The organism is Qipengyuania sp. RANM35, assembly GCF_041021145.2.
GTDB classification, from domain to species: domain Bacteria; phylum Pseudomonadota; class Alphaproteobacteria; order Sphingomonadales; family Sphingomonadaceae; genus Qipengyuania; species Qipengyuania soli.
On sequence record NZ_CM196433.1, the window covers coordinates 1,661,904 to 1,679,449 of the forward strand.

Annotated in this window: 24 protein-coding genes; 6 read left to right on the forward strand and 18 right to left on the reverse strand. The window is 64.4% G+C overall.

Translation table 11 applies throughout. The features are described 5' to 3' along the window. Positions 1-28 precede the first annotated feature (28 nt). Complete coding sequence (locus tag RAM60_RS08320) at positions 29-1,402, forward strand: M24 family metallopeptidase (protein WP_369027160.1); 1,374 nt, start codon at positions 29-31, stop codon at positions 1,400-1,402. Positions 1,403-1,404: 2 nt separating this feature from the next. Here RAM60_RS08320 and RAM60_RS08325 read toward each other — a convergent pair whose 3' ends face one another. The 5 genes from RAM60_RS08325 to rpmF form a co-directional block, all read right to left on the reverse strand. Continuing rightward, positions 1,405-1,770 (reverse strand): MerR family transcriptional regulator, encoded by a 366-nt coding sequence (locus tag RAM60_RS08325; protein WP_369027159.1) that lies wholly within the window; start codon positions 1,768-1,770, stop codon positions 1,405-1,407. 22 nt (positions 1,771-1,792) lie between these two features. Continuing rightward, complete coding sequence (locus RAM60_RS08330) at positions 1,793-2,092, reverse strand: integration host factor subunit alpha (protein ID WP_200980930.1); 300 nt, start codon at positions 2,090-2,092, stop codon at positions 1,793-1,795. 127 nt (positions 2,093-2,219) lie between these two features. After that, positions 2,220-3,197 carry a beta-ketoacyl-ACP synthase III gene (locus RAM60_RS08335; protein ID WP_369027158.1) on the reverse strand — a complete coding sequence of 326 codons (978 nt, stop codon included), beginning with the start codon at positions 3,195-3,197 and terminating at the stop codon, positions 2,220-2,222. Further along, positions 3,194-4,228, reverse strand: coding sequence for a phosphate acyltransferase PlsX (gene plsX / locus RAM60_RS08340; RefSeq protein WP_200980931.1), 1,035 nt, complete (start codon positions 4,226-4,228; stop codon positions 3,194-3,196). The genes RAM60_RS08335 and plsX overlap by 4 nt, the downstream gene beginning before the upstream one ends. A gap of 27 nt (positions 4,229-4,255) precedes the next feature. Beyond that, on the reverse strand, positions 4,256-4,435 hold the full coding sequence (gene rpmF, locus RAM60_RS08345) for a 50S ribosomal protein L32 (protein WP_200980932.1): 180 nt from the start codon (positions 4,433-4,435) through the stop codon (positions 4,256-4,258). 237 nt (positions 4,436-4,672) lie between these two features. On the opposite strand from rpmF, the gene RAM60_RS08350 reads away from it, so the two are divergent. After that, positions 4,673-5,071, forward strand: coding sequence for an MAPEG family protein (locus RAM60_RS08350; RefSeq protein ID WP_369027157.1), 399 nt, complete (start codon positions 4,673-4,675; stop codon positions 5,069-5,071). A 40-nt stretch (positions 5,072-5,111) separates the two neighbouring features. Here RAM60_RS08350 and RAM60_RS08355 read toward each other — a convergent pair whose 3' ends face one another. The 3 genes from RAM60_RS08355 to RAM60_RS08365 all read right to left on the reverse strand — a co-directional run bounded on the left by RAM60_RS08355 (position 5,112) and on the right by RAM60_RS08365 (position 6,930). After that, complete coding sequence (locus tag RAM60_RS08355; protein ID WP_369027156.1) at positions 5,112-5,780, reverse strand: MBL fold metallo-hydrolase; 669 nt, start codon at positions 5,778-5,780, stop codon at positions 5,112-5,114. 69 nt (positions 5,781-5,849) lie between these two features. Continuing rightward, positions 5,850-6,116, reverse strand: a complete 267-nt coding sequence (locus RAM60_RS08360; protein ID WP_200980934.1) for a hypothetical protein — start codon at positions 6,114-6,116, stop codon at positions 5,850-5,852. A 115-nt stretch (positions 6,117-6,231) separates the two neighbouring features. Further along, positions 6,232-6,930 carry a LexA family transcriptional regulator gene (locus RAM60_RS08365; protein ID WP_200980935.1) on the reverse strand — a complete coding sequence of 233 codons (699 nt, stop codon included), beginning with the start codon at positions 6,928-6,930 and terminating at the stop codon, positions 6,232-6,234. 111 nt (positions 6,931-7,041) lie between these two features. Here RAM60_RS08365 and RAM60_RS08370 point away from each other — a divergent pair, with 111 nt between their 5' ends. Genes RAM60_RS08370 through RAM60_RS08380 form a run of 3 tightly spaced genes read left to right on the forward strand, consistent with a single transcriptional unit; the run spans position 7,042 to position 8,363 of the window. Continuing rightward, positions 7,042-7,254: a hypothetical protein gene (locus RAM60_RS08370; RefSeq protein ID WP_200980936.1), complete on the forward strand. Its 213-nt coding sequence runs from the start codon at positions 7,042-7,044 to the stop codon at positions 7,252-7,254. Then, on the forward strand, positions 7,244-7,603 hold the full coding sequence (locus RAM60_RS08375; protein WP_246449618.1) for a hypothetical protein: 360 nt from the start codon (positions 7,244-7,246) through the stop codon (positions 7,601-7,603). Before RAM60_RS08370 ends, RAM60_RS08375 begins: the two co-directional genes overlap by 11 nt. A 55-nt stretch (positions 7,604-7,658) precedes the next feature. Continuing rightward, positions 7,659-8,363 (forward strand): TonB-dependent receptor, encoded by a 705-nt coding sequence (locus tag RAM60_RS08380; protein WP_369027154.1) that lies wholly within the window; start codon positions 7,659-7,661, stop codon positions 8,361-8,363. A gap of 4 nt (positions 8,364-8,367) precedes the next feature. Here RAM60_RS08380 and RAM60_RS08385 read toward each other — a convergent pair whose 3' ends face one another. From RAM60_RS08385 to fsa, 9 genes are all read right to left on the reverse strand, one after another. Continuing rightward, the gene (locus tag RAM60_RS08385; RefSeq protein ID WP_369027153.1) at positions 8,368-9,306 is read right to left on the reverse strand and encodes a D-2-hydroxyacid dehydrogenase; all 939 of its coding nucleotides are present in this window, start codon (positions 9,304-9,306) and stop codon (positions 8,368-8,370) included. After that, entirely contained in the window at positions 9,303-9,764 is a 462-nt protein-coding gene (locus RAM60_RS08390; RefSeq protein ID WP_369027152.1) for an RES family NAD+ phosphorylase, read from the reverse strand. The genes RAM60_RS08385 and RAM60_RS08390 overlap by 4 nt, the downstream gene beginning before the upstream one ends. Further along, the gene (locus tag RAM60_RS08395; RefSeq protein WP_369027151.1) at positions 9,761-10,075 is read right to left on the reverse strand and encodes a DUF559 domain-containing protein; all 315 of its coding nucleotides are present in this window, start codon (positions 10,073-10,075) and stop codon (positions 9,761-9,763) included. Before RAM60_RS08395 ends, RAM60_RS08390 begins: the two co-directional genes overlap by 4 nt. 2 nt (positions 10,076-10,077) lie before the next feature. After that, positions 10,078-11,520 carry a cysteine--tRNA ligase gene (cysS, locus tag RAM60_RS08400; RefSeq protein WP_369027150.1) on the reverse strand — a complete coding sequence of 481 codons (1,443 nt, stop codon included), beginning with the start codon at positions 11,518-11,520 and terminating at the stop codon, positions 10,078-10,080. A 25-nt stretch (positions 11,521-11,545) separates the two neighbouring features. After that, on the reverse strand, positions 11,546-12,220 hold the full coding sequence (locus RAM60_RS08405) for a nitroreductase (RefSeq protein WP_510639584.1): 675 nt from the start codon (positions 12,218-12,220) through the stop codon (positions 11,546-11,548). Between the two features lie 87 nt (positions 12,221-12,307). After that, positions 12,308-12,808 carry a DUF2846 domain-containing protein gene (locus tag RAM60_RS08410; RefSeq protein ID WP_369027148.1) on the reverse strand — a complete coding sequence of 167 codons (501 nt, stop codon included), beginning with the start codon at positions 12,806-12,808 and terminating at the stop codon, positions 12,308-12,310. Further along, positions 12,805-13,518 carry a hypothetical protein gene (locus tag RAM60_RS08415; RefSeq protein WP_369027147.1) on the reverse strand — a complete coding sequence of 238 codons (714 nt, stop codon included), beginning with the start codon at positions 13,516-13,518 and terminating at the stop codon, positions 12,805-12,807. The genes RAM60_RS08410 and RAM60_RS08415 overlap by 4 nt, the downstream gene beginning before the upstream one ends. Before the next feature lie 73 nt (positions 13,519-13,591). Further along, positions 13,592-15,415: a cobaltochelatase subunit CobT gene (gene cobT, locus RAM60_RS08420; protein WP_369027146.1), complete on the reverse strand. Its 1,824-nt coding sequence runs from the start codon at positions 15,413-15,415 to the stop codon at positions 13,592-13,594. A gap of 16 nt (positions 15,416-15,431) precedes the next feature. Next, positions 15,432-16,091, reverse strand: coding sequence for a fructose-6-phosphate aldolase (gene fsa / locus RAM60_RS08425; RefSeq protein ID WP_200980945.1), 660 nt, complete (start codon positions 16,089-16,091; stop codon positions 15,432-15,434). A 54-nt stretch (positions 16,092-16,145) separates the two neighbouring features. On the opposite strand from fsa, the gene RAM60_RS08430 reads away from it, so the two are divergent. Beyond that, positions 16,146-16,799 (forward strand): DUF2490 domain-containing protein, encoded by a 654-nt coding sequence (locus RAM60_RS08430; RefSeq protein ID WP_369027145.1) that lies wholly within the window; start codon positions 16,146-16,148, stop codon positions 16,797-16,799. On the opposite strand, the gene RAM60_RS08435 is transcribed toward RAM60_RS08430, so the two are convergent. Next, positions 16,796-17,494, reverse strand: coding sequence for a DUF4197 domain-containing protein (locus tag RAM60_RS08435; protein ID WP_369027144.1), 699 nt, complete (start codon positions 17,492-17,494; stop codon positions 16,796-16,798). The two genes, RAM60_RS08430 and RAM60_RS08435, sit on opposite strands and share 4 nt — an antisense overlap. Positions 17,495-17,546 lie beyond the last annotated feature (52 nt).

Consider the following 17,546-nt stretch of genomic DNA (forward strand, 5'->3'; position numbering starts at 1 on the left):
CGGACCGAAACGATTTGATGGGATCAGGATGCTGAAATTCTCCGGTTACTCGATGGCCTTGGCGGTGATGGCGGGACTCTCCACCCCAGCCTCGGCGGAGAATCTCCAACCTCCTATCCTGCCGATGACCGACACTGAGCAGGCGCACCCTGACCTGCCCGTCGTCCTCTCGCAACGCGACCGGGCGGCAGTTGTCGATGACATCCTCGCCGAACGGATGGAGACGGTCATCCCTGCGATCATGCGCGAACAGGGCATCGACATGTGGATCCTGATGGCACGCGAATATTTCGAGGAGCCGGTGGTCGCCACCATGCTCGATGCGGAAAGCATGAGTGCCCGGCGGCGCACGATCCTGGTGTTCTATGACCCGGGCGACAACAAGGCGGTCGAGCGGCTTACGGTCAGCCGCTATGGCTTGGGCAACCTCTTCGCTGCCGCCTGGGATCCGGCGAAACAGCCCGACCAGTGGAAGGCAGTGGCCGAGATCATCGCCGCCCGCGATCCGAAACGGATCGCGATCAACACTTCCGACCTGACCGCCTTCGGCGACGGCATGACCCTGAGCCAGTACAAGGCGATGACGGCTGCGCTCCCCACCGGGTTCGAGGAGCGGATTGTCCCCGGCGAAACATTGTCGCTGCGCTGGCTGGAGAGCCGCACGCCGCGCGAGCTGGAAATCTACCCGGGCATCGTCCGCCTCGCCCATGCGGTGATCGGCGAGGCATTTTCGCGGAAAGTCATCACGCCGGGCAAGACCACGGCAGAGGAGGTCCAGTGGTGGTACCGCGACCGCCTGGCCGGGCTCGGCATCGATACCTGGTTTCACCCCTCGATCGGCATCCAGCGACAGGGCGTCGAGGGCATGATCGAAGGTGACGAGGTTATCCAGCCGGGCGACCTTCTGTGGACCGACTTCGGCATCACCTACATGCGCCTCAATACCGACACCCAGCACCTCGCCTATGTCCTGAAACCCGGCGAGACCGAGGCGCCTGCCGGTCTACGCGCGGGCCTCAAGGCAACCAACCGCGTACAGGACCTGTTGCGACAATCCTTCGCGGTCGGTTTGTCCGGTAACGAGGTGCTGGCGCGGGCACGGGCGAAGGCGCTGGCGGAAGGGCTCGATCCGTCGATCTATTCGCACCCGATCGGCTTCCACGGTCACGGGGCGGGAACTGCAATCGGATTTTGGGACAACCAGAAGGACGATCCGCGCGGCACCTATGCCATCCGGCCGAACACGACCTGGTCGATCGAGCTCACGAGCTACAATGCCGTGCCCGAATGGGGCGGCCAGAAGGTCGATTTCCGGTCCGAAGAAGACGCCTTTTTCGACGGCAAGGAGGTACACTTCCTCGATGGCCGTCAGACCGAACTCACGCTCATCCCGTCGGAATAGGATCAGGCCGCGAGCGCGGCGCGCAGGTCCTCGCGAATGGCCTTGAGACGCTGAAGCACGTCGCCGTCGGTGGACGGGGCCGGCGATGTCGCCTGCGCGGCCGCCTGCGGGTCGGGTACGCCTCGCAGCGCCGCCTTGGCCCCTTTCAGCGTGTAGCCTTCGCGATTGACCAGCCGGTCGATCCGCTCGACCAGCGTGACGTCCTCGGGCCGGTAGTAGCGGCGCCCGCCGCTGCGGGTGAGCGGCTTGAGCATGGGAAACTGCTGTTCCCAGTAACGCAGGACGTGGGGCTTGATGCCGGTCGCCTTGGCGACTTCGCCGATGGTGCGCAATGCGCCGGTTTCCTTGCCGTCGTCGAATGTCGCCATGGCGCCCTACCCTCTTGCGGCCTCAGCCGTTGGCTATGCGTTCCTTGAGCAGTTGGCTGGCGCGGAAGGTCATCACGCGGCGCGGCGTGATCGGCACCTCGACCCCGGTCTTGGGATTGCGGCCGATTCGTTCCTTCTTGTCGCGCAGCACGAAGCTGCCGAAGCCCGAAATCTTGACGTTTTCACCGTTGGCCAGCGCGTCGCACATCTTGGCAAGAATGGTCTCGACCATCTCGAGCGATTCCGCCCGACTAAGACCCATCTTGCGGTTGATCGTTTCGGCCAGGTCTGCCCTGGTCAATGTGCCCACCGAGCGCATCATGTCCATAATTCCCTTCCCCTGAGATGCGACCCTGAGTGAAGAAGCGGCCCTGTCGTAAACTTCACCAAGCAATATAGGGGGTTGGAGCGATTCTGGCAAACGCGCCCGGCGTTTTTTCGACCGATGGTCACATGCGGGCGAGCGAAGCACCCCAGGTGAAGCCGCCACCCATGGCTTCGAACATGACGAGATCGCCCTGCTTGATGCGCCCGTCGCGCACTGCGACGTCGAGCGCGAGTGGGACCGAAGCCGCAGAAGTATTGGCGTGGCGGTCGACCGTGACGATCACCTTTTCGGCCGGCAGGTCCAGCTTGCGCGCAGTCGCATCCAGGATCCGGGCATTGGCCTGATGCGGCACGACCCAGTCGATGTCTGCCGCCGTAAAGCCAGCCTCGTCAAGCACTTCGCCAAGAACCTCGGCAAGGTTCACCACGGCATGGCGGAAGACTTCGCGGCCACGCATGCGCAGGTGGCCGACGGTCTGCGTGGTCGAAGGGCCGCCGTCGACGTAGAGCATGTCCTTGTGCGCACCGTCGGCATGGAGGCGGCTGGCGAGGATGCCGGGGCCGTCCCCAACACCAACTGCGCCAACGTCCTGCGCCTCGAGCACGACAGCGCCCGCTCCGTCTCCGAAGAGGACGCAGGTGGTGCGATCTTCCCAATCGAGAATGCGACTGAATGTCTCTGCGCCGATCACCAGAGCCTTCTTCGCCATGCCGGTACGCAGCATCGCGTCTGCCGTGGTCAGGGCATAGAGGAAGCCCGAACACACCGCCTGCACGTCAAATGCGATCCCGCCGCCGCAGCCGAGCGCGGCCTGCACCTGAGTCGCGGTTGCGGGGAAGGTGTGGTCAGGTGTCGCAGTGGCAAGGACGATGAGGCCGATCTCGCCAGCTTCGATTCCAGCCGCGGCCAGCGCCTCACGCGCTGCCGCAGTGGCGAGGCTCGACGTGGTCTCGGTCTCGTCGGCGATGTAGCGCTGGCGGATGCCGGTGCGCTCGACGATCCACTCGTCGGAAGTGTCCACGCGGGCAGCGAGTTCGGCATTGGTAACGCACTTAGCCGGAAGCGCCGAGCCGGTGCCCTTGATGACCGAGCGGATCACTTGGCTGCCAGCCCGTCGCTGACTTCGCCCAGGTCGTGGCGGATGCGGTTGAGGATATCATCTTCGAGCAGGCGCGCGGCGACTTCGACCGCGTTGGCCACGCCCTTGGCATTGGCGCTGCCGTGGCTCTTCACCACGACACCGTTGAGGCCGAGGAAGACCGCGCCATTGTGGTTGTTGGGGTCGAGGTGGTGGCGCAGCAGCTCGGTTGCGGGGCGCGAGACGAGAAATCCGATCTTCGAACGGGTCGAACTGGTGAAGGCACGGCGCAGCAGGTCGGTCACGAAGCGCGCGGTGCCCTCGATCGCCTTCAGCGCGATGTTGCCGGAGAAACCATCGCACACGACCACGTCGCAGTCGCCACGGTTGATCTTGTCCGCTTCGACATAGCCTTCGAAGTCCATGTCGAGGCTGGTCGCGGCGCGAAGGATTTCGGCGGCCTGCTGGATGTCCTCGGTGCCCTTGGTTTCCTCGGTGCCGATATTGAGCAGGCGGGTACGCGGACGTTCCTTGCCGGTCACGATGCGCGAGTAGGCGGCACCCATGATGGCGAACTGGACGAGGTTGCGCGCATCGCATTCGCGGTTCGCGCCCAGGTCGAGCATGATGACATCGTTGTCGCCGAGCGTGGGCAGCAGTGCAGCCAGGGCGGGACGGTCGAGTCCGGGCATGGTGCGCAATGCGAGCTTCGAGATTGCCATGAGAGCGCCGGTGTTGCCGGCGGAGACTGCCGCACCCGCCAGCCCCTGCTTCACCGCATCGACGGCGAGGCCCATGCTGGTGGTCTTGGCGCGGCGCAGCGCCCTGGAGGGCTTTTCGTCGCCGGCGATCACATCCTCGCAGTGGAGGATTTCCGACGCGCCGGACATGCCAGGGTGATTCTCGAGCGCGGCCTTGATGCGCGTCTCGTCACCCACCAGCAGGAATTTGAACTTGTCGTGGCGGCGACGGGCAAGCGCCGCGCCCTCGACCATCACGCGCACGCCTTCATCGCCGCCCATCGCATCAACAGCGATACGCGGCAGGCTCATGCGCTAACTCCGGTTCTGCTTGCGGTCTTAAAGACCGACGGCGATGATTTCGCGACCGTTGTAGTGGCCGCAATGCGGGCACAGGTTGTGCGGACGCTTGAGTTCACCGCAGTTCGAGCACTCGTGATGGGCTTCGACCTTCAGCGAATCATGCGCACGGCGGTTGCCGCGACGGTGGGGCGATACTTTCCTCTTGGGGACGGCCATGGCGGCACCTGTTCCTCAAACAATTACAGTCAATTTCGGTGGCCGCCCTAGGGGAAGGTCCGGCAACGCACAAGAGCGCGTGAACCCGAATATTCCCGACCGTGGCGGTGAAGGCGCGCGCTATACCGATTTTTGCGGGGGATGCAAGCGGCGGGAAGCCCCTGTCGCGATTGCCTGCTTCCCTTCCCCGTCGTAGCAACGCGGCGGGTCCGAAACGAGAAAAGAGGGAGGGATCGCATGGCCGTAGTCCTGCCAGTTACGCTTACCGCCGCAGCCGCTGCCGCAGTCATCAACATTTGGCTCGGTATCCGGGTCGGCCAGATGCGCGTGAAGCACAAGGTTTCAATCGGTGACGACGCCGGCGGTCCGCTGACCGCCCGCATGCGCGCCCAGCTCAATTTCGTCGAGAACACCGCCTTCGTCCTCGTCCTGGTCGCAGCCATAGAACTGGCCGGTCGCGGCAATCCGTGGCTTTCCTGGGTAGTTGCGATCTACATGCTGGGCAGGCTTGCCCACGCCTTCGGCATGGACGGCGGATCGCTCGGCAAGGGTCGTTCGATCGGGATCATGATCACCATGCTGACGCAGCTCGGCCTCTCGGTCGTGGCCGTCCTGATCGTCCTCGGCGTAATGTGAATTCTTCGGGCCGGGGCACAATGCTCCGGCCCTTCCCGCCTTACTGGAGAGCGTAATCGCTCACAAAGGCATTGGTCTGGCGCTCGCGCCCGAAGGTGCTCGTCGGGCCATGGCCGGGAATGAAGGTCACGTCATTGCCCAGCGGCCAGAGCTTCTGGGTGATCGCATCGATCAGGTCCTGGTGGTTGCCCATCGGAAAATCGGTCCGCCCGATGCTGCCCTGGAAGAGCACGTCGCCGACGACGGCAAACTTGCTAGGGCGGTGGAAGAAGACCACGTGCCCTGGCGTGTGTCCGGGACAATGGATGACCTCGAGCTCCAGCTCGCCCACCGTGACCTTGTCACCGTCCTGCAGCCAGCGATCAGGCTCGAATACCTGCCCGTTGACGCCGTACTTTGCCCCATCCTCATCAAGGCGGCTGATCCAGAAGCGATCCGCCTCGTGCGGCCCTTCGATCGGCACGTCGAGCTCCTTGGCAAGAATCCCCGCCTCGCCGCAGTGGTCGATGTGACCATGGGTGATGAGAATCTTTTCGAGTTCCACCCCGGTCTGCTTCAGTGCCGCCTTCAACCGGTCGAGATCGCCGCCCGGATCGATCAGCGCGCCTCTGTTGGTCTTGGTGCACCAGATCAGCGAGCAATTCTGCTGCAGCGGAGTAACCGGGATGATGCCGGCTTTCATGGGCGGGGTCGCGGGGGTTTCGGTCATGAATTCAGAAATGGCGAAAAGGCGCGCGCGACACAAGCGCCGCGCACGCCCTTCAGTATCTCCGGTCCTTCAGCCCCGGCAAGCAACGCCCGGATGATGACTGAAACCAGGATCGAAACCGCCGAATGCCTTGACCAGCATCCCGTAAGCCTGGACCTCCCCAAAACCGTCCAGGCCGGGCGTGTCGTTCCGCCCACTGTAGGCACATATAGATGAAGCCACTCCTCCAGATTCGATCGGCGTGATCTTGCCGTTCCCGGTTATCTCGCCCGCGAAACCGGGAGACGAGATCACCAGCAAGAGTGAAGCAGTCCAGATTTTTCGATTAATCGCCATGATGCACCCTCCCTTGTCGAAGATGCGACCCAGCGGCCCGCCGATACTTTTATCTGTCGGCGGCGGCGTTGTAGGATGGGAATCGTTCAAAAGTGTGGCAACCCGATAAGGTTGTTCAGACGCGCCCGCCCTTCCATACAACCCGACCGATAACCTCGACCTCATCGCGCGCAAGTTCGATGGGGGCGTAGGCGTCGTTGGCGCTGATCAGAGCGATGTGGCCCGGGCCGCGCGCCTGGACCTGCTTGACGTGGAGCGCGTCACCGATGCGCACGACGTGGACGCCCTCGCCCGCGCGCTTGTTGCGGTCGACGAAGATTTCGTCGCCACTCCGCAACAGCGGCTCCATGCTGTCGCCTTCGACGCGGATCGCGGTGAGGTCGGCACCTTCGAGCCCCATCTCACGCAACCAGCGGCGCGAAAATCGGAAGCTGTCGAAGGAAATTTCCTCCGCAGAAAACGCCCCCGGCCCTGCCGATGCATCGAGCGGGAGGCGCTGCACTTCGACCCAGTCATCGATCCCGGCAGCGGCATACTCGGCCAGGGCGGCGCGGCGCTGCGTAGGCGCGTCGAGGCGGGTATCGTCGAACCGGCGCGTTTCGATGAGACGGGTCGAAACTCCAAGAAATTCAGCAATCTTGCGCAGGTCCGGCTCGTCGAGATGGCGCGGGCTACCACGCGTCACATATTGCTGGAGATAGGCCGGATTGCGACCGATCATGCGCGACAGGCCTGCGAGGCTGGCGCCGCTCCTGCGCGCCAGGTCCTGCAATCGCCCCCGGGCATGTTGTTCGCTGCGTGAGATGTCTTCCATGTTTTTTCCTATACCATAGGATTTTTCCTAGACAAGTAGGATTTCATTTGGAACATAACTGGAACAAATGGCGCGATTCGCCAGTCAGTTCAGTCAATTGGGGAGCAACAGATGCTGATCCGTTCCGTCGAGAAATTCCTTCGCCAGCACGAAATGGCGGCCACGAAATTCGGTCGCCTTGCCGCGCACGACCCGCGATTCGTCCTCGACCTGCGCATGGGCCGCGAGCCGCGCGACCGCACCGAACAGCGCATCATCGGCTTCATGGCCGGTTTCGATGCCGCCGCCGAGGCTGCCAGCAAGGAGGTCGCCCATGTCGGTTGAGGCCCCCATCCGCCGCAAGGCCCCCGTCCGCCCGCGCCGCTCGACCACTGACCGCCTACGCACCGCACTGGCCGTCCTCGGCGATCATCAGGGCCAGGTGCTGACCCACTCAGAGCGCCCCTGGGCCAGTATTACCTTTGCCGGCGCGCGCCACAGCTTCGCGATCCTGTTCGCCGGTGATGCCGCCGTGGCGTCAGGCGAACGCTTCGTCGCTGCCCTGCCCGATCACGAGTTCGCAATCCCCGGCCAGCTTGTGGCCGATGCGAACATTGTCGAGGTGGAGCATCGCCTGCTGCCCTCGCCTCGCCTCGTCGTGCAATGCGAACTCCTGTTGCTGGAGGACGGCTGAGCGAATATTCCCTGTTAAACCGCCGATAACTGGCGGGCAAACGGGGAGAAACGTAATGCGCCGACTGCTCCTGGCTGCCATTCTCGGGGCCGTCGCTGTCCCCGCGTTCGCACAGGACCTCGAAAACCAGGAGATCATGGTCACTGCCACGCGGATCGAGCAGGATGACTACTCGGACGACATGCCTGCGGTCGGTTTGCGCCGGCCGGCAGACTTCCTTGTCCAGACAGTGGCAATTCGCGGCGATACGCGCGCCCCGAAGCAGCGGAGCAAGGAAATCCGCACCATGCTCGCTGATGCGATAAGGCGGGCCGACAAGGCCGGGGTCGAGCTGGCCTATGGCGACTACGTGCTGACCCGACTGACTGCGCAGAATGCCGAGGAGATCACGCTCCAGTCCGACAACCGTCCGGACAGCGAACGCGTAGTCTTTCTGGTGAAGGCGAAACTAGCTGGCACGCAGAGCGGCGAGTCGGCGCAGGCGCAGATTGCCCGGTACATCGAATCCGTTCCCGAAGTCGGTCGCGCGCAGATGGACGAATGGGGCGACAGCTCACTCTCTATCGTCGGGCCGGACGGCTACCGCCCCGCCATAGCGAGTGCGATCGCCGAAGATGCCAACGCCATGGCATCACGCATGGGCCAAGGCTACGCCGTCGAGGTCGAGGGACTGAACATGCCCGTCCAATGGGCAAAGGCCGGACCGGGCGAGGTCCTGCTCTACATTCCCTATAAGTTGACGATCGTCCCCCGCCCCTGAGCCATCAGTAACCGAGGTCGAGGTCGAGCTGCGGCCAGACCGGCTCGCCCTTCTGCCAGCGTTCGAGATTCTCGACGAAGCGGTCGGCGCTGCGCTGGAACATCTTGGTCTGCGCGCGGCCCGACAGGTGCATGGTGACCTGCGCATTGTCGAGATCCCACAAGGGGTGGTCGGCGGGCAGCGGTTCCGGATCGGTGACGTCGAGCAGGGCAGCTTCGATCGACTTCTTTTCCAGCGCCGAAACCAGAGCATCCTGGTCGACCACGTCGCCGCGGGCGATGTTCACTAGAACGGCATTCGGGCGCATCGCGGCAAGTTCGATCTCGCCGATCATGTGGCGGGTTTCCGGCGTCGAGGGGACCGCCAGCACGACCCAGTCGAACTCGCCCAGCTTCTCGCGCCACTCGCCGGGGCGCAGCGCCCCATCACTGCCCGAACGGCGCACCGGGATCACCTTCATGTCGAAGGCCTCGAGCCGCGTCTTGATGAGCGATCCGATGGCTCCCATGCCGAGCAGCAGGACACGCTCGCCCGACAGTTCGCGCTTGCCCGGACTGTCGAGCAGCCACTCGTGACGCTCCTGCGCGCGGACCACTTCGCGATAGCCCTTGGCATGGGCCAGCATCAGCATGACGACATATTCGGCAATGGTGATCGCGTTGATGCCGACGCCATTGGTCACCACCACGCCGCGTTCCTTGAGCAGGTCGAGCGGCATGAAATCGAGACCCGCGTAGATCGAGTTCATCCACTTGAGATTGGTCGCCGCCTTGGCGATCTCGACCATCGGTTCCTTCTCGTTGAGGTCGAACCAGCCGATCTCCGCCTCGGGCGCGAATTCCAGCGCTTGCTCCTTGCTCATGAACCAAAGCGGCTCGATCCACTCGGGCAGGCGCGGTTCGACCAGCGGGCGGATGAGGGCGGAGAGGACGGCTTTGGTCATGAGAGGCTCCGGTAGGTGTCGAGCATGGGCGGGCGGTGCAGGCAGGCGTCGAAATCGAACGCTCGCGTCTTCAGCGGCGCGATCGCAACCGCATCGGGATGGCGCGGGTTCATCATCACGATATCGCCTTCGGGCAGGACGCGCGAGGGGATGGACGCGAGGAGCGATCTTCCGGTCTCCAGCCAGTCGTCGACCCAGGCGCGAATGGCGTCCTCGCCATCGCCATCTGGCACGCCGAGCGGTTCGGCTTCCACATCGGTCCAGCCAAGGAGATAGTCGGTCGCACGCTCGGCCCTGTCTTCCGGCAGATAGCGCAGCGCCACCAGCACCGCGAGACCAGCTTCGGAAGCGAAGTTCACCACGGGCCTGCCGGGCGAGGAGTAGCGCGCCCCATGTCGCTGCGGCCCAGCCCCGTCTAGCGCCACGAAGGGCGCACGGGTGAGCCGCCAGAGCCTCACCCGGCCGAGGCCTCGAACCGGACCTTGCGCGGACCGGCAATGTCGAGGATTGCCTCGGCGACTTCCGAGGCATTGCGCAGGACATGGCTCGGCGGGACCTGCATCACGTCGACGCGATGCTGTTCCTGCCATTGCTCGCGGGAATCCGCCGGACGCTTGCGGAACGGGTCGTCCTCGACCTCGATCGCCAGGTGCGCCGCCACGCAGTAGAAATGCAGCGTGAAGTCCGGCCCCTCGAAGTCGCGGACGAATGCCAGACCCCGCGGCGCGTCCTTGAGATGCTGCCAGAGGAGGGTCCGGGGATCGGCCATGGCTAGAGCTTCCATTCCCAGCCGAGCGGGTCGCCATCCATCACCTCGACGCCCTTGGCCGCGAGGCTTTCACGGATGGCATCACTGGTGGCAAAATCCTTGGCCGCGCGCGCTTCCTTGCGACGGATCAGTTCGGCCTCGATCTCGGCTTCGTCGATCTGCGCAGCGACGGGCCTGATCCGCAAATCCTCGCGGGTCAGTGTGAACAGGTCGAGGCCGAGTACACGGTCCATGTCCTCGATCACTGCGCGCTTGACCCCGCCATCGACCTTCTTGACCGCCAGTGCTTCCTCGAGGGCGACAAGCGCGATGGCGGTGTTCAGATCCTCCGAGACCGCAGCGTCGAATTTCTCGCGCATGGGCGCGAACTTGGGATGCGAAGGATCGCCGGGGGTCTCGTCGCTCAGACGCTTGACCGCCATGACCATCCGCTTCAGCCGCGTCAGAGCAGCGCCCAGCCCTTCCCAGCTGAACTCCAGCTCGCTGCGGTAATGTGCCTGCAGGCACATCAGGCGATAGGCGAGCGGGTGGTAGCCCTTGTCGACCAGCAGCTGCAGGCGCAGGAATTCGCCCGCGCTCTTGCTCATCTTGCCGCTGCGCTCGACGAGGAAGTTGTTGTGCATCCAGATCCGCGCGCCGCTGTTCTCGGCATTGTCGAGACCATTGGTGCAGCAATAGGCCTGGTTCTGCGCGATCTCGTTCGGGTGGTGGATTTCGCGGTGGTCGATGCCGCCGGTGTGGATGTCGAAAGGGAAGCCGAGCAGTGCCTCGCCCATGACCGAGCATTCGAGATGCCAGCCGGGTGCGCCGCGGCCCCATGGGCTGTCCCACTCCATCTGGCGCGTCTCACCCTCGGGCGTCTTGCGCCAGATAGCGAAGTCTGCGGCATTGCGCTTGCCCTCGACGGTTTCGATCCGGCCCTCGCCCTCGTCCGTGACGGCGCGTGCGAGGCGGCCGTAGTCGGCCACCGTCGAGACATCGAAATAGAGCCCGCTGTCGAGCTCGTAGCAGTGCTTGTCGGCGATACGCTCGCCCCACGCGATCATCGCCTCGACATATTCGGTCGCACGCGGGTGCTGCTTGCCGGTGATGTTGAGGCGGGCCAGGTCGTTCTCGAAGTCTTCCTGGTAGAATTTGGCGATGTCCCAGGCGGACCTGCCCGCCTTGGCCGCCATCTTCTCCATCTTGTCCTCGCCCTCGTCAGCATCGGAGGTGAGGTGGCCGACATCGGTGATGTTGATGACGTGGGTGAGGTCGTACCCCTTCCAGCGCAGCACGCGGCCGAGCGTGTCGGAGAACACGTAGGCGCGCATGTTGCCAATGTGCTGGTAATTGTAGACCGTCGGCCCGCAGGAATAGACGCGCGCCTCGCCCGGGTGGACGGGGGTGAAGGTTTCCAGCTCGCGCGTGAGCGAGTTGAACAGCTTGAGCGGCACGTCGGTCATGCGCGGCGCATAGGTTGCCGCCGCGCTACTGCCAACCCTCCCATCGCACGGATTCTTCGATCGGCGCGCGGGCGACGGAGAAGTTGTTCACGGGCGCATCCGGATCGCGGTGACCGATGGCTACGCCGCAGAAGAAGATATGATCATCGGGAATGTCGACCATCTCGCGGATCTGCGGGCTGTAGACCGCCCAAGCCTCCTGGAAGCAGGTGTCGAGCCCTTCCTCGCGGCACAGCAGGCCGATGGTCTGCAGCCACATGCCGATGTCCGACCATTGTGGCGGGCCCATGTAATTCGGCGTGTGGACCAACATCAGGACGGGTGCCCCGAAGGCGCGGAAGTTGTTGGCGAACCACATCAGCCGCTTGCCCTTCTCCTCGCGGGAGATTTCGAGCGCGCCGTACATGTCCTCGCCCACACCCCTGCGACGCAGTTCGTAGGCACCGTCGAGTTCCGGCGGATAGACGTGATATTCCGGAGCGAAAGCCTCCCGCCCCTTTGGCAGGTCCTGCGCTACGCGAGCGAAGAGCTTCTGCATCGGCTCGCCGGTGAGGACGATCCCGTGCCATGGCTGGGTATTGCCGCCCGAGGGCGAGCGCTGCGCCTTTTCGAGGATGCGCGCCAGCGTCTCACGCTCCACCGGCTTGTCGAGAAAGGCCCGCACCGAGCGGCGGGACTGGACGGCTTCGCTGACGGTCATGTTCATCGCCCGAACGCTAACGCGCCGGGAAAGAAGTGCAAGCACTCCCGCCCCGGCGCGCTGGAAATTGCAGCGATGCGCGGCCGATTACTCGGTGGCGGCTTCCGCTTCGACGGCGACTTCGCCCTCGGGGCGCACGGCGCCCGGTGCCGGACCCATGTCCTCGGCGTCGACCATCTTGAACTTGCCCTTGCGGAACTCGTCCTCGGTGGCGGGCGCGAGGTCGGGACGACCGACGATGATGCCCATCTTGATCTTGCACTTGGCGTACTGGGTTTCGCCTTCCTCGACCTCGAGCGCGAGCACGTCCTTGGCTTCGCTCTTCACGGTGAATTCGTGACGGCCCGGCGTGGTTTGCATGACGAAGTACTTGCCTGCGCCAAGCGAGCTAACCTTCTCGCCGTTTTCGTTAACCGAGCAGCCGAGCGCGAAGCCCGCGCCGCCGGGGCGGAAGAACACGATCTGGCCCATGCCGGCAGGTGCGGTCGGGAGGACGATGGGTTCCACCGGCTCCTTGTCCTTGGCGACGACCGGCGCGGAAATGCCGGCCAGCAGCAGCGAGGCCGCCAGCGTCTTTGCGATCTTCATTCTGGTTTTCCTTCTTCGGTAACGTCCGTTCCCCCCTCGGGACCGGAAAGCTCTTGGGCCGGCTGCATATCCGCCGGATCGGCAGTTGCCGGGACGGCAGGCTTGGGGACCTGGAAGTCCGCAGCCAGCTTGGCGGAGGCCAGTGCCCCTGCCGGGATGTCGATATTGCCGCCGCCAATGAAGTAGCCGATCAGCCCGATGGGCAGCGGCGAGGCGGCCGAGGCGACATTGATGGCGTTGACGGTGCCTGTGCGATCCCTGCCCTCGCCCCGCTCGATCAGTTCCATGCTGCGCAGCCGCATCTGCGTGCCGCCGATGTCGAGCCAGCGTGCGGCGAGAACCAGTTCGCCCGCCGCACCCATGCCGCCTGCCTTCTTGGCATGGACGACTTCGCCTTGCCCTTCCGCACCGGCGGGGACCAGTTCCACGCCCTCGATCACGATCGGTTCCGCGAGCCGGATGCGGTAGCTATCGAGCGACTTGCTGGTCTTGCTGCCGAGCGGGTCGAGGATCTCGATAACAATCGAGGTCAGCTTGGGAATGGTGACCATCTCCGCTGCAACGGCAGCGGGCGCTGGTTCCTGCTGGGTTTCGACCACCGCTTCTGTTGCGACGACCTCTGCGTCCACGTCCTGCGCCATCGCAGGAGCGACCAAACCGCCCAAGGCGGCAGCGGCGACGGCCCAAAGGCCGACATCACCCGTTTTCATTTGATAGCGAACCCCGTTTCCCTGTCGCGGGGTAATTATCACTGCAGTTTTTGCATGCAAGCGGGAAAGCGGACTAATCGACGTCGAAAAGATCGGCCAATTGCTCGATAATCGTGCCGCCCAATTGTTCGACATCCATGATCGTTACAGAGCGCTTGTAGTAACGGGTCACGTCGTGGCCGATGCCGATGGCGGCCAACTGCACAGGCGACTGGCGTTCGATCCAGTCGATGACCTTGCGAAGGTGGCTTTCGAGATAGCCCGCCTGGTTGACCGACAGCGTACTGTCGTCGACCGGCGCGCCGTCGGAAATCACCATCAGGATGCGGCGATCTTCCGGCCGAGCGAGCAGGCGGGCGTGTGCCCAGAGCAGCGCCTCGCCGTCGATGTTTTCCTTGAGCAGGCCTTCGCGCATCATCAGGCCGAGATTGCGGCGCGCGCGGCGCCACGGCTCGTCGGCCTTCTTGTAGAGGATGTGGCGCAAATCGTTGAGGCGGCCGGGATTGGCCGGGCGTCCGTCGGCGAGCCACGCCTCGCGACTCTGCCCGCCCTTCCACGCACGGGTGGTGAAGCCGAGGATTTCGGTCTTCACGCCGCAACGCTCCAACGTGCGCGCAAGGATGTCGGCACTGATCGCGGCGATGCTGATCGGGCGGCCGCGCATCGAGCCGGAATTGTCGATCAGGAGGGTGACGACCGTGTCCTTGAATTCGGTATCGCGTTCGATCTTGTAGCTCAGCGCATGGCCGGGGCTGATGACCACGCGGGTGAGGCGCGCGGCATCGAGCAGGCCTTCTTCCTGGTCGAAATCCCAGCTGCGGTTTTGCTGGGCCATGAGGCGGCGCTGGAGGCGGTTCGCGAGCCGCGTAACGATGCCCTGCAGGCCTGCCAGCTGGCTGTCGAGATAGGCGCGCAGGCGATCGAGTTCCTCGGCATCGCACAGCTCGCCCGCCTCGACCACTTCGTCGAACTTCTCGGTATAGGCCCTGTAGTCGAAGCTTTCGGGCAAATCGGTCCAGGGGCGGTTGGGACGGACGGGCTGCATGCCCTCTTCGCCCTCGTCGTCCGGGTCGCCATCGGACATTTCCTGCTCACCCTCGACCTCGCGGTCGGAGTCGCCGTCGGCCTCGCCATCGCTGACCTCGGCGCGGGCGTCGCTCGCCTGCGGTTCGGCGGCGCCTTCCTGTTCGTCCTCGCCGCTTTCCTGGTCGTCAGGCGTCTCGCCGTCCTCGTCCGGGCTGTCGTCGGCATCGGTGGCATCGGGATTGTCGGGCAGCGTCAGCTCGAGATGCCGCAACATGTCGAGCGCCAGATCCTGAAAGGCGCGCTGGTTGTCGAGCGCGCCCGCAAGATCCTCCATATCGGTGCCGATCTTGGCGAGGATGTCCTTGCGGACCATCTCGACGCCGGCCTTTGCCCGATCGGGGATCGCCTCGCCGGTCAGTGCCTCGCGCAGCATCAGGGACAGGGCGGTCGGCAGCGGCACCTGCGTGGGATCATCGGCGCGCGCGATGGGATCGGACGCCGTGCGCATCTCGACTGCCGAATGCAGGTTGTCGCGGATACCTGCGTAGTTGGTCGCCCCGATTGCCTCGTAGCGAACCTGCTCGATTGCGTCGTAACAGGCCCGTGCGATCGGTTCGGGAGGTGCGCCCGATGCATGGAGCCGCTCGTTGTGATGGCGCAGCTTCAGCGCGAAGCTGTCGGCAAAACCGCGCGCCTCGGTCGCCTGCTCGCGCGGCAAGTTGCGGCCCGGCAACGGCACGCGGAAGTTCTTGCCCGCCTGGCTCGGTGCATCCGCGCTCCACGCCACCTCGACCTCCGGCTCGTGCGCAAGCGCACGCGACGCGCCGGTCAGCGCCTGCTTGAACAGGTCGAGAGGCGTTTGTTCGGCCATCAGCTAGTCGGGATGGTCATGCCGTGGGAATGGTTTGGCCGGTCTTGGCCCAGTCGGCGAGGAAGCCTTCGATGCCCTTGTCGGTCAGGATGTGCTTGAACAGCCCCTTGATGACCGCCGGCGGCATGGTCGCGACGTCGGCGCCGATCAGCGCGCTCTGGAGCACGTGGACGGGATTGCGGATCGAAGCGACCAGCACCTCGGTCTCGAAGCCGTAATTGCTGTAGATCGTGACGATATCCTCGATCAGCGCCATGCCGTCGAAACCGTTGTCGTCATGCCGGCCGACGAAGGGCGAGATGAAGGTCGCACCGGCCTTGGCCGCGAGTAGCGCCTGGTTGGCGCTGAAGCACAGGGTGACGTTGACCATGGTCCCGTCATTGGTGAGCTTCTTGCAGGTCTTGAGCCCGTCGATCGTCAGCGGAACCTTGATGCAAACGTTGTCGGCGATCTTCCGCAGCGTCTCGGCTTCCTTCATCATCGTCTCGTGGTCGAGCGCGACGACTTCGGCGCTGACCGGACCGTCGACGATGCCGCAGATTTCCTTCGTCACTTCCATGAAGTCCCGGCCCGACTTGGCGATCAGCGAGGGATTGGTGGTGACGCCGTCGAGGAGGCCGGTCTCAGCCAGCTCCTTGATGTCGGCGATGTCTGCGGTGTCGACGAAGAATTTCATGATGGCTCCCGAATCCGGATAGGCGAAGTCTGCGCCCGCCCCTATGCGATCGGCATGGGAAGAACCAGACTTAGGATCAGTGCCTGCTTTGCCGCCATGCTCGCCGCATGGCAACCTTGTGCGGCACATGCGGCGGACGATGAAACGCAGCTGTGGCTGATGTTCGACGCATCGACGCCGCTCGATGCGCGGACCGACCTGACTTTCCTCGTCATGCCCCGCTTTCGCGACGCCACAAGGGGAGAAGACCAGGTCGTGCTGCGCGCGGCGCTCGACCGTGAATTGTCGAGCGCGCTGAGCGTGGGCGGCGGGTTGACCTATGTCGTCGGGCCGGACTCGTTCCGCCCGTTCCAGCAGGTCGAACTTTCGCAGGGTGACCTCTCGCTGCGCTTTCGCCTCGAAGAAATCACCGGCGGCGGTGTGGACCGGCTGGGCCTGCGCGAGCGCGTGCAGGTGAAGTACAAGGTCAACCTTGCCGAGCACACCAGCCTCAGCGTCGCGGAGGAATGGATCGATTCGGTCCGATCCGAGCGGCGCGATACCTTGCCGGCCCGCGACCAGTGGCGCACGGTCGCAACCGTGCGGCAGGACATCGGCGAGCATCTCCACGCCGGGTTCGGCTACACGCTGATCGTAGCCCCGGCGCGCGACGAATTGCCGACGCGCGTCATCCACGCACCCATGTTGACGGGCGGCTGGAGCTTCTAGTAGCCCGCGCCGCCGACGCCGAAGACGCCGATGATCAGCGGGTCATTGGTCTCGCGCGGATTGGCGCGGATCGCCGCTTCCTCGACCCCCATCTGGTGCCAGATGGTGTTGTCGATGTTGTTGGCAAAGCGAGTGGTGGCACCGGCAAGGTCGACGCCGGTGAGGCCACGTAGAAGCTCGCCCACCAGCGGATCGCTGGCAACGCGCATCGCATCACCGAGCTCCGGCACCATCGCCTCGACCAATGATTTGCCCATCGAACCTCGCAGGAAAGAAGTGGCAGCGGTAGGCCCGCCGCGAACAAGGTCGATGGCGTTCTGGATACCGATCGTGCGCACTGCCTCGGTCACCAGCGGCGCGGCACGTTCTGCACCTTCGTAAGCGATATCGGCAAAGGCACCTTCCAGTCGGTTCTTGAACAGGCTCGAGGTGAGGATCCGGCTCAATACGTCGCCACGCGTGCCGAGGAGATTGCCGAGGCCCAGCTGCGCAACCTGGCTGTCCCAGAAGCCATCGGACTGGAGCATGCGGCCAAAGGCGCGTTCGCTCGACAGGAAGAGAATGCGCTGCACCGCGTCGACCATGCTGAAACCGGGCAGGCCGGCGCATGACGGGAGCGCGAGTGCCGCGCCGCCCAGCGTCAGTCCGCCAAGAAAGGCCCTGCGACCGGTGGGTTGTTCGAGAAATTGGGTCATATCGTCAGTCCTCTTGGTTCCCACCCTTGTGTGGCCATCGTGCCGCCGCCCA

Excerpts from the sequence above, each read along its gene's own strand:
- RAM60_RS08320 (WP_369027160.1), top strand. The coding sequence starts at position 29 with ATGCTGAAATTCTCCGGTTACTCGATGGCCTTGGCGGTGATGGCGGGA.
- RAM60_RS08325 (WP_369027159.1), bottom strand. The coding sequence starts at position 1,770 with ATGGCGACATTCGACGACGGCAAGGAAACCGGCGCATTGCGCACCATC.
- RAM60_RS08330 (WP_200980930.1), bottom strand. The coding sequence starts at position 2,092 with ATGATGCGCTCGGTGGGCACATTGACCAGGGCAGACCTGGCCGAAACG.
- plsX (WP_200980931.1), bottom strand. The coding sequence starts at position 4,228 with ATGAGCCTGCCGCGTATCGCTGTTGATGCGATGGGCGGCGATGAAGGC.
- rpmF (WP_200980932.1), bottom strand. The coding sequence starts at position 4,435 with ATGGCCGTCCCCAAGAGGAAAGTATCGCCCCACCGTCGCGGCAACCGC.
- RAM60_RS08350 (WP_369027157.1), top strand. The coding sequence starts at position 4,673 with ATGGCCGTAGTCCTGCCAGTTACGCTTACCGCCGCAGCCGCTGCCGCA.
- RAM60_RS08355 (WP_369027156.1), bottom strand. The coding sequence starts at position 5,780 with ATGACCGAAACCCCCGCGACCCCGCCCATGAAAGCCGGCATCATCCCG.
- RAM60_RS08360 (WP_200980934.1), bottom strand. The coding sequence starts at position 6,116 with ATGGCGATTAATCGAAAAATCTGGACTGCTTCACTCTTGCTGGTGATC.
- RAM60_RS08365 (WP_200980935.1), bottom strand. The coding sequence starts at position 6,930 with ATGGAAGACATCTCACGCAGCGAACAACATGCCCGGGGGCGATTGCAG.
- RAM60_RS08370 (WP_200980936.1), top strand. The coding sequence starts at position 7,042 with ATGCTGATCCGTTCCGTCGAGAAATTCCTTCGCCAGCACGAAATGGCG.
- RAM60_RS08375 (WP_246449618.1), top strand. The coding sequence starts at position 7,244 with ATGTCGGTTGAGGCCCCCATCCGCCGCAAGGCCCCCGTCCGCCCGCGC.
- RAM60_RS08380 (WP_369027154.1), top strand. The coding sequence starts at position 7,659 with ATGCGCCGACTGCTCCTGGCTGCCATTCTCGGGGCCGTCGCTGTCCCC.
- RAM60_RS08385 (WP_369027153.1), bottom strand. The coding sequence starts at position 9,306 with ATGACCAAAGCCGTCCTCTCCGCCCTCATCCGCCCGCTGGTCGAACCG.
- RAM60_RS08395 (WP_369027151.1), bottom strand. The coding sequence starts at position 10,075 with ATGGCCGATCCCCGGACCCTCCTCTGGCAGCATCTCAAGGACGCGCCG.
- cysS (WP_369027150.1), bottom strand. The coding sequence starts at position 11,520 with ATGACCGACGTGCCGCTCAAGCTGTTCAACTCGCTCACGCGCGAGCTG.
- RAM60_RS08405 (WP_510639584.1), bottom strand. The coding sequence starts at position 12,220 with ATGACCGTCAGCGAAGCCGTCCAGTCCCGCCGCTCGGTGCGGGCCTTT.
- RAM60_RS08410 (WP_369027148.1), bottom strand. The coding sequence starts at position 12,808 with ATGAAGATCGCAAAGACGCTGGCGGCCTCGCTGCTGCTGGCCGGCATT.
- RAM60_RS08415 (WP_369027147.1), bottom strand. The coding sequence starts at position 13,518 with ATGAAAACGGGTGATGTCGGCCTTTGGGCCGTCGCCGCTGCCGCCTTG.
- cobT (WP_369027146.1), bottom strand. The coding sequence starts at position 15,415 with ATGGCCGAACAAACGCCTCTCGACCTGTTCAAGCAGGCGCTGACCGGC.
- fsa (WP_200980945.1), bottom strand. The coding sequence starts at position 16,091 with ATGAAATTCTTCGTCGACACCGCAGACATCGCCGACATCAAGGAGCTG.
- RAM60_RS08430 (WP_369027145.1), top strand. The coding sequence starts at position 16,146 with ATGGGAAGAACCAGACTTAGGATCAGTGCCTGCTTTGCCGCCATGCTC.
- RAM60_RS08435 (WP_369027144.1), bottom strand. The coding sequence starts at position 17,494 with ATGACCCAATTTCTCGAACAACCCACCGGTCGCAGGGCCTTTCTTGGC.